A 14,076-nucleotide genomic window follows, 5' to 3' on the forward strand; every position below is an offset into this window, starting at 1 on the left:
AAACCCCTCCCGGAAGGCAACCTAATTTCAGTATTGCCACCAAAGAGAGGTTTTATGCTTTATCTCATTCTAGGCGTTTAATTTCACGACGCAGACGCTTTAGTATACGTTTCTCCAAGCGCGATATGTATGATTGCGAAATCCCAAGTAGATCTGCCACTTCTTTCTGTGTTTTTTCCGGCTGGCCGCGTAAACCAAAACGCAATTCCATGATCAGTTTTTCCCTAGGCGCCAGGCGCTGGAGCGCTTGGTGCAGAAGTCTTCTTTCTACGTCTTCTTCCACCCGGCGAGAAATGATATCCCCTTCCGTACCCAAGACATCTGATAACAGCAGTTCGTTTCCATCCCAGTCAATGTTTAGCGGCTCGTCAAAAGACACTTCTGCTCGTAGCTTATTGTTGCGCCGCAGGAACATTAGAATCTCGTTTTCCACACAGCGGGAAGCATAAGTGGCCAACTTGATTTTTTTGGCCGGATTAAAAGTATTAACAGCTTTTATAAGTCCTATGCTACCAATAGAAACCAAATCCTCAATGCCAACCCCGGTATTTTCGAATTTACGGGCAATATAAACAACTAATCTTAGATTATGTTCGATTAAGAGACTGCGTACCGCCTTGTCACCTCTTTGCAGGCGATCCAACAAATACACTTCTTCGGCCCTAGTCAAGGGTGGCGGCAAAGCCTCGCTGGACCCCACATACCAAATTGCGCGGCGCTTCCAGCCAATGAATTCTAGGATTCGTATTATCGCCAGGCGTACAGCGATGCGGTAGCCAGGTTTCATACCCATCTCTCCTTTGTTACGCCTCATCCAGGTAGGGTAACAATACCTCCGGACTTACCAGAGCCCGCCAGCCCCCTTCTGGGGACAGGTACCCAGGGGAGAGCCCTACTATCGCTTGCGGCACAGACACAATCTGCCCACGATATTTTATCTGCACTCGATCCGGTCTGAAAGCCAACAGTAAAGCGTTTTCCTGACCCAACGAGTCAAAGGGGATGACCCGAAATCGAACAGCGCTAGGCTCATTGGCCAACGTTCGCCCCAGACTTTCAAGATCCAGTTCTCCCCTAATCCCTCCTTCCACCAGCGCTATTATAGCTTCCGGGATAATTGCCGCCAGTGCCTGCGCTTCCACCACCATTACCGGCGCTCCTGTTAGCGGATCCACCAGCATGTTGCCACTATCTAAAATGCCCGGGACTTCTACTTGCTGTCGACGCCAGTCCACGATTAGCGTAGCCTTGAGCTCATCTTGCCACCGACGCTGCTTAAAGTATGTCCAGGCCAGCCGAGTCAGGGGGATCGCCAAAGCTAGGCCAGCGGCCAAAGTCCACCAAGGTATCCCCGGCCAAGGTCCGGTAGTAGGAAGAACTAAGCCCTGACTAAGGTAATGCACGGCCAAGGCTGCTCCGCCTAAGGTGAAGGAAATCAGATAAAAGTATCCGACCACCCGCACGAAACGTACCGCAGGCATCGGGAAATAGGTAGCTGCCAAGATCGCCAGCGACGCCCCCACTTTCGCTGGCCAGCCTGCCAGCCGAGTAGTTGGATTGAGCACCAAATAGACAGCATAGGCCGTTCCCAGCAACGCCCCGCCAGCCAACCGACTGAAGCGGGCCGGAACCTGTGCCAACCAAGAGGTGAGTAATAAGATAATGAAATTCATAACTGCATTAACCACCGTGAGAACATCCAGGTAGACGTAACGCAGCTGCCTCACCTCCTGGCAAATATACCTACTTCTACCTTATCATGTCTATGCCTTTTCTGAGCTAAATAGCACAGCAACATTATATCGGCCTGACCGGTCAAAAAATGTCAGATTGCGGCTGGCCGTAACCAAATAATCCCCTGCACAAACGTACAGGGGATTAATCCGGGGTCGAAGGTTTTATCGGCGTCGTAAGAACGGCGGAATGTCCAGTTCGTCGTTGGCAAAAGGTCGAAACTCCAGTTTCTGAAGCACCTTATCGCTTTGTTTCTCCCGCTTCTTGGGTTGGGGTTCAAAGCCAGTGGCAATAACAGTCACCTTAACTTCTTCACCCATAGTCTCATCTATTACCGCCCCAAAAATTATGTTGGCCTCCGGATCGGCTGCTTCGGCAATAATGGCTGCAGCTTCGTTAACTTCAAATAGCCCCAGATCGGAGCCCCCGGTGATATTAAGTAGAACCCCTTTGGCTCCGTCGATAGAAGTCTCTAACAACGGGCTAGCGATAGCCATTCGCGCCGCTTCCACCGCCCGGCTCTCACCGTTAGCCTGACCGATCCCCATAAGAGCAGAGCCCGTGTCAGCCATAATGGTCTTTACATCGGCAAAATCCAGGTTTATCAACCCTGGAACGGCTATCAAATCGGAAATCCCTTGAACACCCTGGCGCAGTACATCGTCGGCAATACGAAAGGCTTCTAAAATCGAAGTCCGCTTCTCTACCACCTGAAGCAATCTATCATTAGGTATGATGATTAACGTATCCACCTTATCTCTTAACTCGCCAATTCCGGTCTCCGCTTGGGCCATGCGTCGTCGTCCTTCAAAAGCAAATGGTTTGGTCACTACGCCCACTGTTAGCGCTCCTGCTTCCTTGGCTACTTCAGCCACCGTAGGACTGGCTCCGGTTCCAGTTCCGCCCCCCATACCGGCAGTAACAAACACCATGTCTGCGCCCTTCAAAGATTCTTGGAGCATTTCTCGGCTTTCATCAGCAGCCTTCTTGCCAATGGCCGGATCGGCTCCTGCCCCCAGCCCCCGTGTTATTTTTTCGCCGATTTGAATCTTACGGTTGGCCTGGGACAAAAGGAGCTGTTGGGCATCAGTATTAACTGCAATAAATTCTACGCCTTTGAGGCCCGAAGCAATCATGCGGTTAACGGCATTATTACCGCCACCCCCGATGCCAATAACTTTTATGTCGGCAAAGCGATCGGTGTCGATTTCGAATTCTAGCATTCTGTCGTGCCCTCCTCGCTCTTGTAAAGACCAGTTCATAAGTCTAAGATTCAACAGTGAGGTAGAATTTCCCTTTTTTTCGCAAACATTTTTCTATACCGCTTTGGTCCTAGAGCCACTAGTTGTTAGTACCTAGAATTATTTCACCAAACTGCGCTTGAGCAGTTCGATTCGCCGCAGGGTGCTGGGATGGGTATAAGCAAACCATTCGATAAACCAAGGTGGCAAGACATCAGAGCGGTTTTGTCGGGCTAGGTTCAGCTGTAAGGCCACAGCTCCATTGGGATTCTGGGTTAGTTTCACCGATTGCCTATCGGCAGCTCTTTCCATTTGGCGCGACACGGCTGTTTCCACCGGGCTAGTAACAAAGGCTGTTAGCATCATAACAAGTAGTGCTATCGCCCAGGCCTGGAGTGGGTACTGGCCTGATTCCCGCCCACACACAGAGGACTTTAGTACCAGAGCTAGTAGATAAAATTGGACAAAAGTTGCCAAAATCCCTAACAATATTCCAGTGCGAATGTGTCCCAGTTTCCAGTGGGCCATTTCATGAGCCACCACGGCCTCGACTTCAGCTGAGCTGTAGTTGTCTAGCAATGTATCGTAAAGAACGATTCTCTTTGTTTTGCCTATACCGGCAAAGTAGGCATTAGCCTTATTGGTACGACGGCTAGCATCCATTACCAGAACTTCCTCAACCGGAATCCCGGCCCGGTCAGCTAGCTGTCTTATCATGCCTATCACTTCCGGATCCTGAACAGGCTCAAATCGGTTAAAGAGCGGAGCCACTAATATGGGCCAAAGCAGAGTCTGTATCACTATCCAGCCGGCCATCAGTACACCGGCCGGTACCCACCAACCGCCGGGCCACCTCTGTAGCGCCGTAAAAAACAGCATAGCCCCAACTGCCGACAACCCCAGATCTAAAGTGGCACTCTTGACATAGTCCGTCCACCATCCAGCTAAAGATTGGGTGGAAAGTCCCCACCGGTGTTCCAACACATAACCGCGATAAAAACTCAAGGGCAGACTTATCAGTTGCAATAGGGACCAGAGAGCAACCAAATACAACAAAACAGCCAAGAGCCTATGTCCACGGGCTGCCTGCAGCACACGGCGCGCGAATACAGCCGCCCAAGGGCCTAAGGCCACTGCTGTTAAGACCAAAACCCGGATTACAAAACTGAGTGCAAATAATAATTGCCGCTCCCGCCAGTATTTGCGACCCAAAAGTATTTCTTCCCGGGAGAAGTATTCCAGGGCTGTAGACGTGACCTTAGCCGGTTGCAGGGTAAAAAATACATACAGGAACAAAAAAACGACTGTGAGGACAAACAGCATGATCCAAACAGGTTTGGCCCGCACCGCAGCGCCTCCTTATCACTGCTTTCTTTTTTCTGGTCTCGAGAGTTCAAAATGGCTGCGGCAGAGATGATAAGTCTATACTCTCTTGCTTCACAGCAGCCAAGTTTTCCTGCAAAACAGCTTCGTAGATTTCTCGCCGGTGAACAGCCACCGACTTAGGGGCAGTAATGCCCAGTGATACTTGTCCGTCCTTCCAAGCCAGTACTGTTACTTCTATATTATCACCGATCACGATGCTCTGACCAGGGCGCCGACTTAGTATAAGCACTTATCGGCCCCCCTTTTCTTGCTTCCCGCTACTGGCAGGTCTAAAGAGCTGCTCTCGAACAAGGTAGCCAACATCTTCTAATACCAATTGGCACCCTAACTGGGTTCGGTTGTTAACCACCACCGGTGCTAGAAAGTTTGCGCTTATATCTTCTACCTTGCCGGTCGACGGTATGCGGACAATAACGTGCACCGATACTTCCTCCGGTTTGCTTACCTGCAGCAACTGGCGCTCGTCTGAAGGTAGATGCACTGTGTAATCAGGGCGGAAAAGAAAAGGGTTGGTAACCAAAAAAGCAACATCGGGTGCGCCTGCAGACTGCAACCAGGCAAAATAGCTATTTTCCGGTACCGGAACAAAAAAGAACTCGGTAAGCTCACCAAAACCCGGGAGCCCACGCGGAAATTGCACTATGTTTTCCGCTGCCACCTCAACAGTGCCGAAACGAGTTGTTCTGTATTCCATTTTCTGTGCCCCTATCTCGGTGATCTTTTTTATTGTAGCTTAGGCCAAAACATCGAGCCTGGGCCATGCTATTTCCATGGCCGCTTGCTGACGCAAATAAACCTGAACAAAACCCGCCTCATATGGTCGCGGGTCCGGTTTGTCCCCTAAGTGCACTGCAGCCGAGCCGCGGCGATAATCTATTCGTATTTCCCCTGGACGTACTTCTACCACCACCGCACGTGCAGGCCGAGAAAAAAGCGCAAACGGCGGCACCGGAATGTCTTCGGCCGCCAGCCCCTCCACTGTATTTCCCGGTTCCCAAAAAGCAGCCAAACGATCCCCTTCGGCTACTGCACGCTCGGTGCCGAAAGCAGCGTCACGCCAACTTTGATCCCGGAGACGCCGGTTTAGTTCCATGGGCTGGGCCAAACCTAATTCCGCCCAACCGGCGTCCGAGTCCAACTTTATCTTGGCCAGCTCGGTGTCAATCGCCAGTGTGGACGCCGTTTTATCGATAGAAAAAGAAGCCAGCTCTGTGCGCACCGGCGCCCGAGCCAGTTTCGTTTCCACCCCGATCAATGCCGGTTGAGTACGTATATTAAGCTTTATCCGCAGCATAAGCTTGATCCCTTCTTCTGTTCCGTCACCCTAAAGAAACCCGGTGTGCTAGTCTGTTAGCGCAGGAAGTCCACTAAAGTGGGCTGCATGATCCGTGCTCCTGTAGCTAAAGCGGCCCGATAAACATTTTCCTGCGCCTTAAGATAGATAATGGCTTCCGCCACATCCAAATCCTCGGTCTTGGATAACAAACCGCTAAAATTAATGTCAGCTGAGCTCAGCCGGGCCTGGGTCATCTCCAATCGGTTCACTTTGGCACCCACTTCCGCTCGCACAGCCACCAGATGATCCAAAGCTCGATTGAGTCTGCCGATGGTAGAGCTAGATATGTCGGCTGTCTTGCCAGCGCGTAAGTTTGCTGAGAGTTCAATCAAGCTGTCAAATACATTGGACAATGTCCAAGTCCCGTCAGTATCTTCCTTCATGGCAAAAGCTTCGCTGCCAGTAACATTATAGGCAAAATCAATCCCCGCTCCGATCTCGGTAGCTCGATCTTGCTCATTGCCGTTATACTGTACATAGCGTACATAGGTCCCGCTTTCTTCGTCGATCACTTCTTCTATTAATTCAAACGGCTGATAGTCTTCTTCACCGGTAACAGCCCTAGTCTTAGAGCCGCCGAATAGGTATTGCCCTGCTTGGGCTGAGTTAGCAATCTGGATCATTTGTTCCAGCAGCTGATCAACTTCATCGGCAATAGCGTGAAGTGCCGCTTCGGGATTGGTACCGTTGGCTCCGGTTATGGCCAAATCGCTGGCCCGCTGGATAATATCGCCGGCATGAAGCAATGCATCCTCAGTGCTACCCAGCCAGCATAACGCATGATCCGCGTTGGCAGTAAAAGTAGCAATATCAGCCAAATCCGAGCGCAAGCGCAAAGAATGCACTATAGCCACCGGATCATCCGACGGGCGACTGATCCGTTTTTCTGTAGCCAGCTGGTGCTGATACCTAGCTAGCTGACGCAGATTATAATTTAGGTCGCGCTTGAAAGTGTTAGTTATCATCCCTTGGGTAACCCGCATAGCACCTTACCTCCCCACCAAGCCAGTGCGGCTTATCAGAACTTCCAGCATCTCGTCCACGGCGGTAATCAAACGAGCGGAGGCATTGTACGCCTGCTGAAAGCGAATCATATTGACCATTTCTTCATCCAGAGACACACCGGATACCGCCAGCCGGCGGTTATCGATTCCCGCTGTCAAGACTGTCTGGTTTTCCACCATTCTCTCCGCCTCTTGCCCCTGCACACCCAGCTCGGCCACCAAAGCATTATAATAATCGCCAAAGGTAGCTGATCCATTCGCCGCCAGTTTATACCGCAGCTGGGCAATTAACAGCGCGTTGGAACCGTCGCCGGGCGGTGGCGGGGTTGGATTATTAGGATCTGGCTTAATTGCAGCAGCAATCTTGCTCAAACCGTCAGTATCTAAAAGAACATCGTTTACCTTCATGCTACCCGCTCCGAACCCGGCGAAAAACTCTAGGCCGGTTTCGCCGGTTAGGCCCAACCCGTCAACATGGAGCCCGTTTACTCCGTTGATAATAGCTTTGGCTAAGGTGTCCAGCCGTGACTGGTAACTTTGAATCAGGCCTGGATCAGTAGGCGGTTCAGACTTGTCTTCGCGCACCGCCTCCAGCAAACCCTCCAGGGTCCCGTACGGCTGGCGGCCCAGGCGATATTCTGCTCCGTCCGGCCACCTAACTTGTCCGGAGCCCACCTCCACCGCCAGTTCATTTACTTTCTGCCCCGACAGTAAGGTGTGATCGCGCACCACAATGCTCACGGCCCCAAAGCGATCTTCTTCCACCTGAATCGGCACTACCTCGGCCAGCTGATCCAGGAGCAAATCACGACGGTCGCGCAAGTCGTTGGCAGCCATGTTACCGGCTTCAGCTTTAACAATCTGGGTATTCAGGTCCCGAATTTGTCGGGCCAATGAGTTTATTTCATTTACCTTTACCTCAATGGAGCTATTAATATCAGCCTTAAGATCGTTGATTTGATCGGCCAAATGACGAAAAGCATCGGCCAAAGCCATGCCCTCTTGCCGCAGAGCCGACCGTGCACCCTCGGTATCAGGATAGCGGGCCACATTCTGCCAAGCATCAAAAAAACGATCCATTAGCTTACTCAGACCCTGGTCGCTAGGCTCGTTAAGAATAGCTTCCAGCTTCTCCAGCGTATCCTGGCGCACCTGCCACCGCCCCAGGGCTTTAACTTCATTGCGATACTGGTAATCTAAGAATTCCTCTCGAATCCGCCGCACTTCTTGGGCCTGCACTCCGGTACCTCGCTGTCCGGCACCCATGCCGGGATAGGAGTAGGGCGATGTGGTGGCAAGAACCACCTCTTGACGGGAATAGCCCTTCGTATTGGCGTTGGCTACGTTGTGTCCCGTGGTCTCCAGGGCTCGCTGCCCGGCAGCAATTCCTCGTCGGCCAATTTCAATACCAAAAAAAGTTCCCATTTACTGCATCCCCCTTACACCCGACGATCCATCAACTTTGGCCCCGTTCCGGCTTTTGTCAGGACGCGCTGAACCACGTCAAGGGCGCCTTTGATAATTACCTGGCAACGGTCGTTTCGCTCCTTCAGTTCAGACAAAACAGCAGTCAGTTCTTTTCCGGCAAGTTGGCACCGAGCCGCCACTTCCTTATCAGCGCGAGCCGTAATGGCCTCCAAAGTTACCTCATCTACTGGTAAATCCCAGGTAGCAGCCAACTCCTTTTGACTGGCAAAACGGCACTTTTCCAGCTCTGCTACCTTCAAAATAAGAGCTTGTTCGGTGGTGATTATGTCATCTAAAGCTTCCACATCGGCTTGGGAAAGCACTTGTTCCTTGCGTTTGGCCAAATCGTTCAAGGTGCGGTAGATCTCCACTTGCTCTTCTAACAATTGTGCCTGGTACAGGGCTCGGCTAGAGGTCATGCCTACACCTCCCGGCAGTATTCCCGCACCTGGGCCAGTAAGGATTCAGCTACTTTGTCCGGCTCAATCCGGTAGCGGCCTTGTCTTATAGCCTTTGTCAGCTCGGCCACTTTATCCCGCCGCACAACCGGACTGGCAGCCACAATTTCTTGGGCCCGCTTCAAATCCCGGGCTCGAGCCGACAATTCCACTTGATCCTTGGCGCTGGGCCTAGCTTTGTCACTAGCTTTTGAGTTGTCTAAAGCAACCTTTTGTTTGGTATAAGCCCTGATTACACCGCCCACCCCTGAAGATGAAATATTCATGCTCCTGGCCCCCTAAACTTTCAAGCATAAGCCAAACTCATGACCCTTACATTCTTATCGGCAAACTCCCCTTAAAAGATTAACTCCAGGTAGTAAGAAAAAGCGCCGACTGAGTATCAGCGGCGTATACGGCCTCTTTTTTGTAGCAAATCAGCAATGTGCATCCGTTCATCGCTGCGCTTAGAGATAGCATCGGAACGCGCTGGGAGCGCTTTTTTGCGCGTCAGTCCTTCCTTGAACTGGGCAGCACAATCGTTGCAGATGCGGCCTTGATCAATGGGACGGGCACAAATATCACACCGCAGCAGTCCCGCTGTCTCTAGAGTTACCAGTCTGCCCCGCCGGATAAAATCTAGAATAATTTCCTTGGCGATGCCCGTGCCTTCAGCAACTGCCTCTAAGTTAGCTCCGGGATGATCGCGCAAATACTTGTCTACCTGTTCGAACAGGGCCTCTTCTTCCTTAAAACAACTCGGGCACAAACGTTGACCTGTATAAACATATATCTTACCGCATCCTGGGCAATTCCTCACCTGCATGTTCCCCGACCTCCTACACCCTTCAATATTTATTGGCTCGGCCCTGGGGATGGCTAGATGCCATGGCAACAGTGGCCACATATACTCGCTCCGCTCCGGCTTCAACCAGGGCTTGACTGGCCGCTTCAGCAGTAGCCCCAGTAGTATATATATCGTCAACCAGGAAAATTTCTTTACCGGCAAGATCCCCGTCAGCAGCAAACGCCCCAGCCACATTCAACCAGCGGTCTTTTTCATCCAGGTCGGCCTGAGGTAAGGTGGTCCGCAAGCGTCGCAACGCCTTCTTTCTCAGCGGCCAACCACAAAGCCGAGCCACTTCGGTAGCCAATAGTTCAGCCTGGTTAAAGCCTCGAGTGCGCAGCCTTTTGCGATCCAAAGGCACCGGAACCACTATCGGTCGCAACGGTACTCCATCGGCTTGTTGCAAACAGTCTGCCAGCAGCGAACCCAAAAAAGGAGCCAGATAAGCACCGTGGTCATACTTAAACCGATGTAAACACCGTCGAAGTAGGCCCCGATACACAGCTGCCGACCAACAACGAACAAAAGAGCGTTTCCGTAAGCGGCACTCTACACAAAAACCGGGGTATGCCAGGGGCCGACCGCAACACTCACAGGTAGGTTTACTGATCAAAACTATCTGCGCCCGGCAAGTTGAACAAATATACTCATTATCCTTAGCCAAAGTTGCCCCACAGGCAGCACAACCTGTTACCCCCGGAAAGAGCAAATCAAGAACTGCCCCGACTATCTCTTGTCCCCAGTGGTGCCTGTTCTCAGTTTCACCGAACATGCTCACGATCCTCCGCCGCGACCACTGCTTGACTGTCCCTCTGTCCGCGTCAGCTGTGCGAAGCTCAGGACCCTGTTACCACCTAAATGTTTGGCCTGGTACATGGCCTGATCAGCTGCTGTCAGCAGCTCTTCAACTGTTTCCCCGTGTTGTGGATAGCCGGCAATACCGATACTGGTAGTTACAGGTAGCACTTCGGCTTCCGTAAGATTGCGCACGGCTGCACAAATACGCTCTCCCACTGAATACGCCTCGATTGGTCCTGTTTCGGGCAAAATGACTATAATTTCATCGCCGCCGTACCGGCCAACAACATCCACACTGCGCACTTGCGCCTGAATCGAAGCGGTAATTTTTGTCAGCAACGCATCCCCGGCCATGTGACCATAGACATCGTTAACTCGCTTGAAATTATCCAGGTCCACCATTAGGATAGACAATCTTAAATCATACCGTCGGCAGCGAGACACTTCTCCGGTTAGATTTTCCAGCACAGTTCGCCGATTTAGAATCCCTGTCAGCCCGTCTAAGCGAGCCAAGGCAGCCACGTCAGAATATAGGCGCGCGTTTTCTAATGCTGTAGCCACCTGTCCGGCCACAATAGACAACAATTGAACTTCATGATCAACAAAAGGAGATCGCTGCCTTTTAAGTGACAGCACCCCTACTAGACGTTCTCCAGCTGTTAGGGGCAGCGCTAACCGATATTCCCCGGGTATACAATCGGAATTCGGGGATTCATTCTCAGGAAGAACCACTTCCGCCACCCGTTCTTGCGCTGCCATCCCCACTAAACCTTGACCTATCTCCACTTCACTGTAACGCACAGTGTCCGGAACCGGTCCTTGGTGGGCAGCTGGCATCAGTGTCGGCCCATCCACCAGATAGACTAATCCTTCGTCGTATGGAGCCAAGCACTGAGCTTGTTCCAGAATAAGCTCTAACGTAGTGTTTAAATCGATACTAGTGCCAATTTTTCGGGTAGCTCGATATAGCTTTGTTATTTCCGTGTGCGCTCGGCGCACCTTGATATAGAGATGCCAGACATAATTTAGAATTAGCAGTGGTACAGCTGCCAGGGCGACTACTTCCGTCCCCAGGTGGACATACACCTCAGCTAAGAAAGCTCCAATTGGTAAGGCCACCCCCGTTGCCAGCAAATCCCAGCCAGCCAGAACCTTATACTCCTGCCATAACATTACTCCCTGTTCCATTAGCAGAGCGATGCTCACTAGGGCATGGTTGATTAAGTAGTACACTGCCAGAAAGACAATCTGGGGCAAAGCAAAGGCCAAAGAACTACCACCAACACTGCCCCCCAGGGCATGATAAGGATACGATGCCGCCAAAATTGCCAAGACTGCTTGGGCGGAGTTAAAAAGTGTGGCACCGGTAAGTCGTCTCCGCAGCACATCCCCCAAAAAATAACTGGCCGCTCCAACTATTAAGGCTGCCGGTACACCCAAGGTGACCAAAGCAGCCAGTACCACACTCGAACTCAAGCTCAGGGATCCACAATCGAGCTGAATGCGAGTAGCCTCCATTCCTCCGGCCAAACCCGAATAGAGGGCAACCAAAAGCAGGGACTCAGATCCCCGAACGCCGCCCACCAGCATTAGGAATCCTATCCCCAACACCATTACTAGCCAGCGATATCCTGTCTCTAAGCGGCCCTGCATTACCACGTTCTCACCATCCGAATTTGTTGCCAGCTATCTAGCGGCCGATTCCACTGTATCCCCGTTCCGATCCCCTGGAAAACCTCTACATACGAGGCAATGCCGGAATGCCGAGAGTAGTCAATGCATTATTCATAGTCTGTTTGAAGCTTTTCACCAGCGCCACACGAAATCGCATCCGAGCCGGGGCTGCCGTAAGCACAGGAGAAGTCTCATAGAAATTCATGAAGGCGGTGGCTAAGTTATAAGTATACTCCGCAAACGATGAACTTTGTAGGGTTTCTGCCGCCCTCTGGGTGGCAGCCGGCAATTCGGCAATTAAGCGAATGAGCTTTTTTTCTTCTTCCATTAGATCCTGGGGTACAGGGACTGTACGTAGGTCCACATCGTCCAGCACTTCGCGATCAACTCTCCCTAAGATATTGGCCGCCCGGGCATAGGAATATTGAAGATATGGTCCGGTGTTACCTTGCATGCTCAGCGCCTCGTCAAAATCAAACACTAGCACACTTAAAATATTGAACCGCACCATGTAGTAACGAACAGCCCCGATAGCAATGTCAAGCCCCAGTTTGCGGTGTTCCTCCGGAGACATTTCCGGATGACGCTTGGCCACTTCGGCAGTAGCGTGTTCAACAATCCGTTCTATCATATCATCGGCCTTGACCCCGATGCCTTTGCGACCGGACATAGCATAAACACTTTTTTCTTCCTCTTCAGCAACTGAAACTCCCAACTCCCGAGCAGTCTTGGGCGATAAGGCCACTACCTCATAGCCAAAGTGAATCGAGTTCTCACCTTCTTGCTCAAAGCCCAATTTAATCAAGGAAAACCGCAGCACATCCTGTAAATATTTTTGCCTTAAATCAATAACATTGATCACCTGATTGGCCCGTCCAAAGCGTTCCATCTTGGTGCCTTCGCTGCTGGTAGTCCATAAGACTGTTCCGTTCGGCTGTAAGCAATAACGATCGTAAAAAAAGTCCTTTCCTAAGACACCGAATTTCCACAGTTGGTAAGCAATGTCTTTGGCAGTGTAAGTGGCTGTGCCGTTAGAACGTACCAAAACTTTGTCTGGGTTTTCCAAGTCTTCAAACCCAGGCACATCGCCTAAACGCACCACCCAACAACCGGCATTCTCCCCTTCTTCCTCGTACACCAAATGACCCTTAGACTTCAAAAGGTCAAAAGCCTGGTTCCAAAAGCCCAAGCGGATAATGTCGCTTTCCCAATTAAGAAGACTATAATAGATACCCAGGCGCCACATGGTGTTTAGGTGGCACTCTACCACCTTTTCGGCCACATCTTTAGCCAGTTTAGCCGTGGGATTGTCGCCTTCTTCAATGAGTCTCAACACATCGTAGCGTTTTTCTTGCAACTTAGGATCCTGCTCATACCTCTGGTTAACCTCGGTATACAGATCCCAGCAAAAGTAGTCAAAACGGTCATTCATCATCTCAGGTGCCAATTCCTGGAACGCCACCACTACGTCGGCCACAGCCATACCAGTATCGTCGATGTAGTTTTGAACCTCTACCTCGTACCCGGCTCTCCTTTTCAGACGGGCCAGTGTATCACCTAAACAAGCATTCCGAAGATGTCCTATGTGGGCTGCTTTGTTAGGGTTAATGTTGGTGTGCTCGATTACCACCTTCTGCCCCTTACCCACTTTTACTTCGCCATACTTTTCTTTGTCTACCGTAAGCTGATCAAAAACCGAACGGGTAAGTGCTTGCATGTCCAGCCAGGCATTGACATAGCCCGGAGCAGTTACTGCAAATTCCTTCACATAAACTGGCTTGCGTTCGGTCAAATAGGTGCATATTTCCCGGGCAATTTCCAGCGGTGCCCGTCGTAGTTCCTTGGCCAACCGCAATGGCAAGGGAGTGGACAGGTCACCAAACTCCGGTTGCGGCGGAGTTTGCCAAGTAATATCATCCTCTGGTACAACCGAATCATACAGTTCGTTCAGGCTTTGGCAAGTTAGAGTCTGCAACACCTGTTCCAGTTCGTAAAAATGGTAGGAATTACCCTCCATTCCTTACTCCTCCTCAGTGGGATGCATCTTCCAGTTATTATACCATAATTATTTAGTTGTATCCAGGTACAGGAAAGAACTGCCAGTAAAAAGGCCCTGTCTCCCTTAGGAAACTAAGCCTCCCGGCTGGTGGCC

General features: G+C 51.1%; 15 protein-coding genes. All 15 read right to left on the reverse strand.

Features of this window, described 5'->3' with window-relative positions; genetic code table 11:
• Positions 1 to 64: 64 nt before the first annotated feature.
• On the reverse strand, positions 65 to 787 hold the full coding sequence (sigE, locus tag GX016_09180) for an RNA polymerase sporulation sigma factor SigE (GenBank protein ID HHT71722.1): 723 nt from the start codon (positions 785 to 787) through the stop codon (positions 65 to 67).
• Between the two features lie 16 nt (positions 788 to 803).
• Positions 804 to 1,727 carry a sigma-E processing peptidase SpoIIGA gene (locus GX016_09185; GenBank protein ID HHT71723.1) on the reverse strand — a complete coding sequence of 308 codons (924 nt, stop codon included), beginning with the start codon at positions 1,725 to 1,727 and terminating at the stop codon, positions 804 to 806.
• A 171-nt stretch (positions 1,728 to 1,898) separates the two neighbouring features.
• A complete protein-coding gene (gene ftsZ / locus GX016_09190) occupies positions 1,899 to 2,957 on the reverse strand; it encodes a cell division protein FtsZ (protein ID HHT71724.1) in 1,059 nt (352 codons plus the stop codon).
• 138 nt (positions 2,958 to 3,095) lie between these two features.
• Positions 3,096 to 4,322, reverse strand: coding sequence for a M48 family metallopeptidase (locus tag GX016_09195; protein HHT71725.1), 1,227 nt, complete (start codon positions 4,320 to 4,322; stop codon positions 3,096 to 3,098).
• Positions 4,323 to 4,368: 46 nt separating this feature from the next.
• Positions 4,369 to 4,590, reverse strand: a complete 222-nt coding sequence (csrA, locus tag GX016_09200) for a carbon storage regulator CsrA (protein ID HHT71726.1) — start codon at positions 4,588 to 4,590, stop codon at positions 4,369 to 4,371.
• Positions 4,591 to 5,055: a flagellar assembly protein FliW gene (locus GX016_09205; GenBank protein HHT71727.1), complete on the reverse strand. Its 465-nt coding sequence runs from the start codon at positions 5,053 to 5,055 to the stop codon at positions 4,591 to 4,593.
• A 39-nt stretch (positions 5,056 to 5,094) separates the two neighbouring features.
• Positions 5,095 to 5,655 (reverse strand): hypothetical protein, encoded by a 561-nt coding sequence (locus GX016_09210; GenBank protein ID HHT71728.1) that lies wholly within the window; start codon positions 5,653 to 5,655, stop codon positions 5,095 to 5,097.
• Positions 5,656 to 5,711: 56 nt separating this feature from the next.
• Entirely contained in the window at positions 5,712 to 6,680 is a 969-nt protein-coding gene (gene flgL, locus GX016_09215) for a flagellar hook-associated protein FlgL (protein HHT71729.1), read from the reverse strand.
• 6 nt (positions 6,681 to 6,686) lie between these two features.
• Complete coding sequence (gene flgK, locus GX016_09220) at positions 6,687 to 8,126, reverse strand: flagellar hook-associated protein FlgK (GenBank protein HHT71730.1); 1,440 nt, start codon at positions 8,124 to 8,126, stop codon at positions 6,687 to 6,689.
• A gap of 14 nt (positions 8,127 to 8,140) precedes the next feature.
• Positions 8,141 to 8,587, reverse strand: coding sequence for a flagellar protein FlgN (locus GX016_09225; GenBank protein ID HHT71731.1), 447 nt, complete (start codon positions 8,585 to 8,587; stop codon positions 8,141 to 8,143).
• A 2-nt stretch (positions 8,588 to 8,589) separates the two neighbouring features.
• Positions 8,590 to 8,892: a flagellar biosynthesis anti-sigma factor FlgM gene (gene flgM, locus GX016_09230; GenBank protein ID HHT71732.1), complete on the reverse strand. Its 303-nt coding sequence runs from the start codon at positions 8,890 to 8,892 to the stop codon at positions 8,590 to 8,592.
• A gap of 116 nt (positions 8,893 to 9,008) precedes the next feature.
• Positions 9,009 to 9,431, reverse strand: coding sequence for a flagellar protein (locus GX016_09235; protein HHT71733.1), 423 nt, complete (start codon positions 9,429 to 9,431; stop codon positions 9,009 to 9,011).
• A 22-nt stretch (positions 9,432 to 9,453) separates the two neighbouring features.
• The gene (locus GX016_09240) at positions 9,454 to 10,224 is read right to left on the reverse strand and encodes a ComF family protein (protein ID HHT71734.1); all 771 of its coding nucleotides are present in this window, start codon (positions 10,222 to 10,224) and stop codon (positions 9,454 to 9,456) included.
• 2 nt (positions 10,225 to 10,226) lie between these two features.
• A complete protein-coding gene (locus GX016_09245; protein HHT71735.1) occupies positions 10,227 to 11,909 on the reverse strand; it encodes a sensor domain-containing diguanylate cyclase in 1,683 nt (560 codons plus the stop codon).
• Between the two features lie 79 nt (positions 11,910 to 11,988).
• The gene (locus tag GX016_09250; protein HHT71736.1) at positions 11,989 to 13,941 is read right to left on the reverse strand and encodes an arginine--tRNA ligase; all 1,953 of its coding nucleotides are present in this window, start codon (positions 13,939 to 13,941) and stop codon (positions 11,989 to 11,991) included.
• Between the last annotated feature and the right edge of the window lie 135 nt (positions 13,942 to 14,076).

The sequence above is a fragment of the Bacillota bacterium genome (assembly GCA_012837285.1).
Lineage (GTDB): Bacteria > Bacillota > DTU030 > DUMP01 > DUMP01 > DUNI01.

What these genes read in the sequence shown, in the direction of transcription:
- sigE (HHT71722.1), bottom strand. Translation starts at nt 787, where the DNA reads ATGAAACCTGGCTACCGCATCGCTGTACGCCTGGCGATAATACGAATC.
- ftsZ (HHT71724.1), bottom strand. Translation starts at nt 2,957, where the DNA reads ATGCTAGAATTCGAAATCGACACCGATCGCTTTGCCGACATAAAAGTT.
- GX016_09205 (HHT71727.1), bottom strand. Translation starts at nt 5,055, where the DNA reads ATGGAATACAGAACAACTCGTTTCGGCACTGTTGAGGTGGCAGCGGAA.
- GX016_09210 (HHT71728.1), bottom strand. Translation starts at nt 5,655, where the DNA reads ATGCTGCGGATAAAGCTTAATATACGTACTCAACCGGCATTGATCGGG.
- flgL (HHT71729.1), bottom strand. Translation starts at nt 6,680, where the DNA reads ATGCGGGTTACCCAAGGGATGATAACTAACACTTTCAAGCGCGACCTA.
- flgK (HHT71730.1), bottom strand. Translation starts at nt 8,126, where the DNA reads ATGGGAACTTTTTTTGGTATTGAAATTGGCCGACGAGGAATTGCTGCC.
- GX016_09225 (HHT71731.1), bottom strand. Translation starts at nt 8,587, where the DNA reads ATGACCTCTAGCCGAGCCCTGTACCAGGCACAATTGTTAGAAGAGCAA.
- flgM (HHT71732.1), bottom strand. Translation starts at nt 8,892, where the DNA reads ATGAATATTTCATCTTCAGGGGTGGGCGGTGTAATCAGGGCTTATACC.
- GX016_09235 (HHT71733.1), bottom strand. Translation starts at nt 9,431, where the DNA reads ATGCAGGTGAGGAATTGCCCAGGATGCGGTAAGATATATGTTTATACA.
- GX016_09240 (HHT71734.1), bottom strand. Translation starts at nt 10,224, where the DNA reads ATGTTCGGTGAAACTGAGAACAGGCACCACTGGGGACAAGAGATAGTC.
- GX016_09250 (HHT71736.1), bottom strand. Translation starts at nt 13,941, where the DNA reads ATGGAGGGTAATTCCTACCATTTTTACGAACTGGAACAGGTGTTGCAG.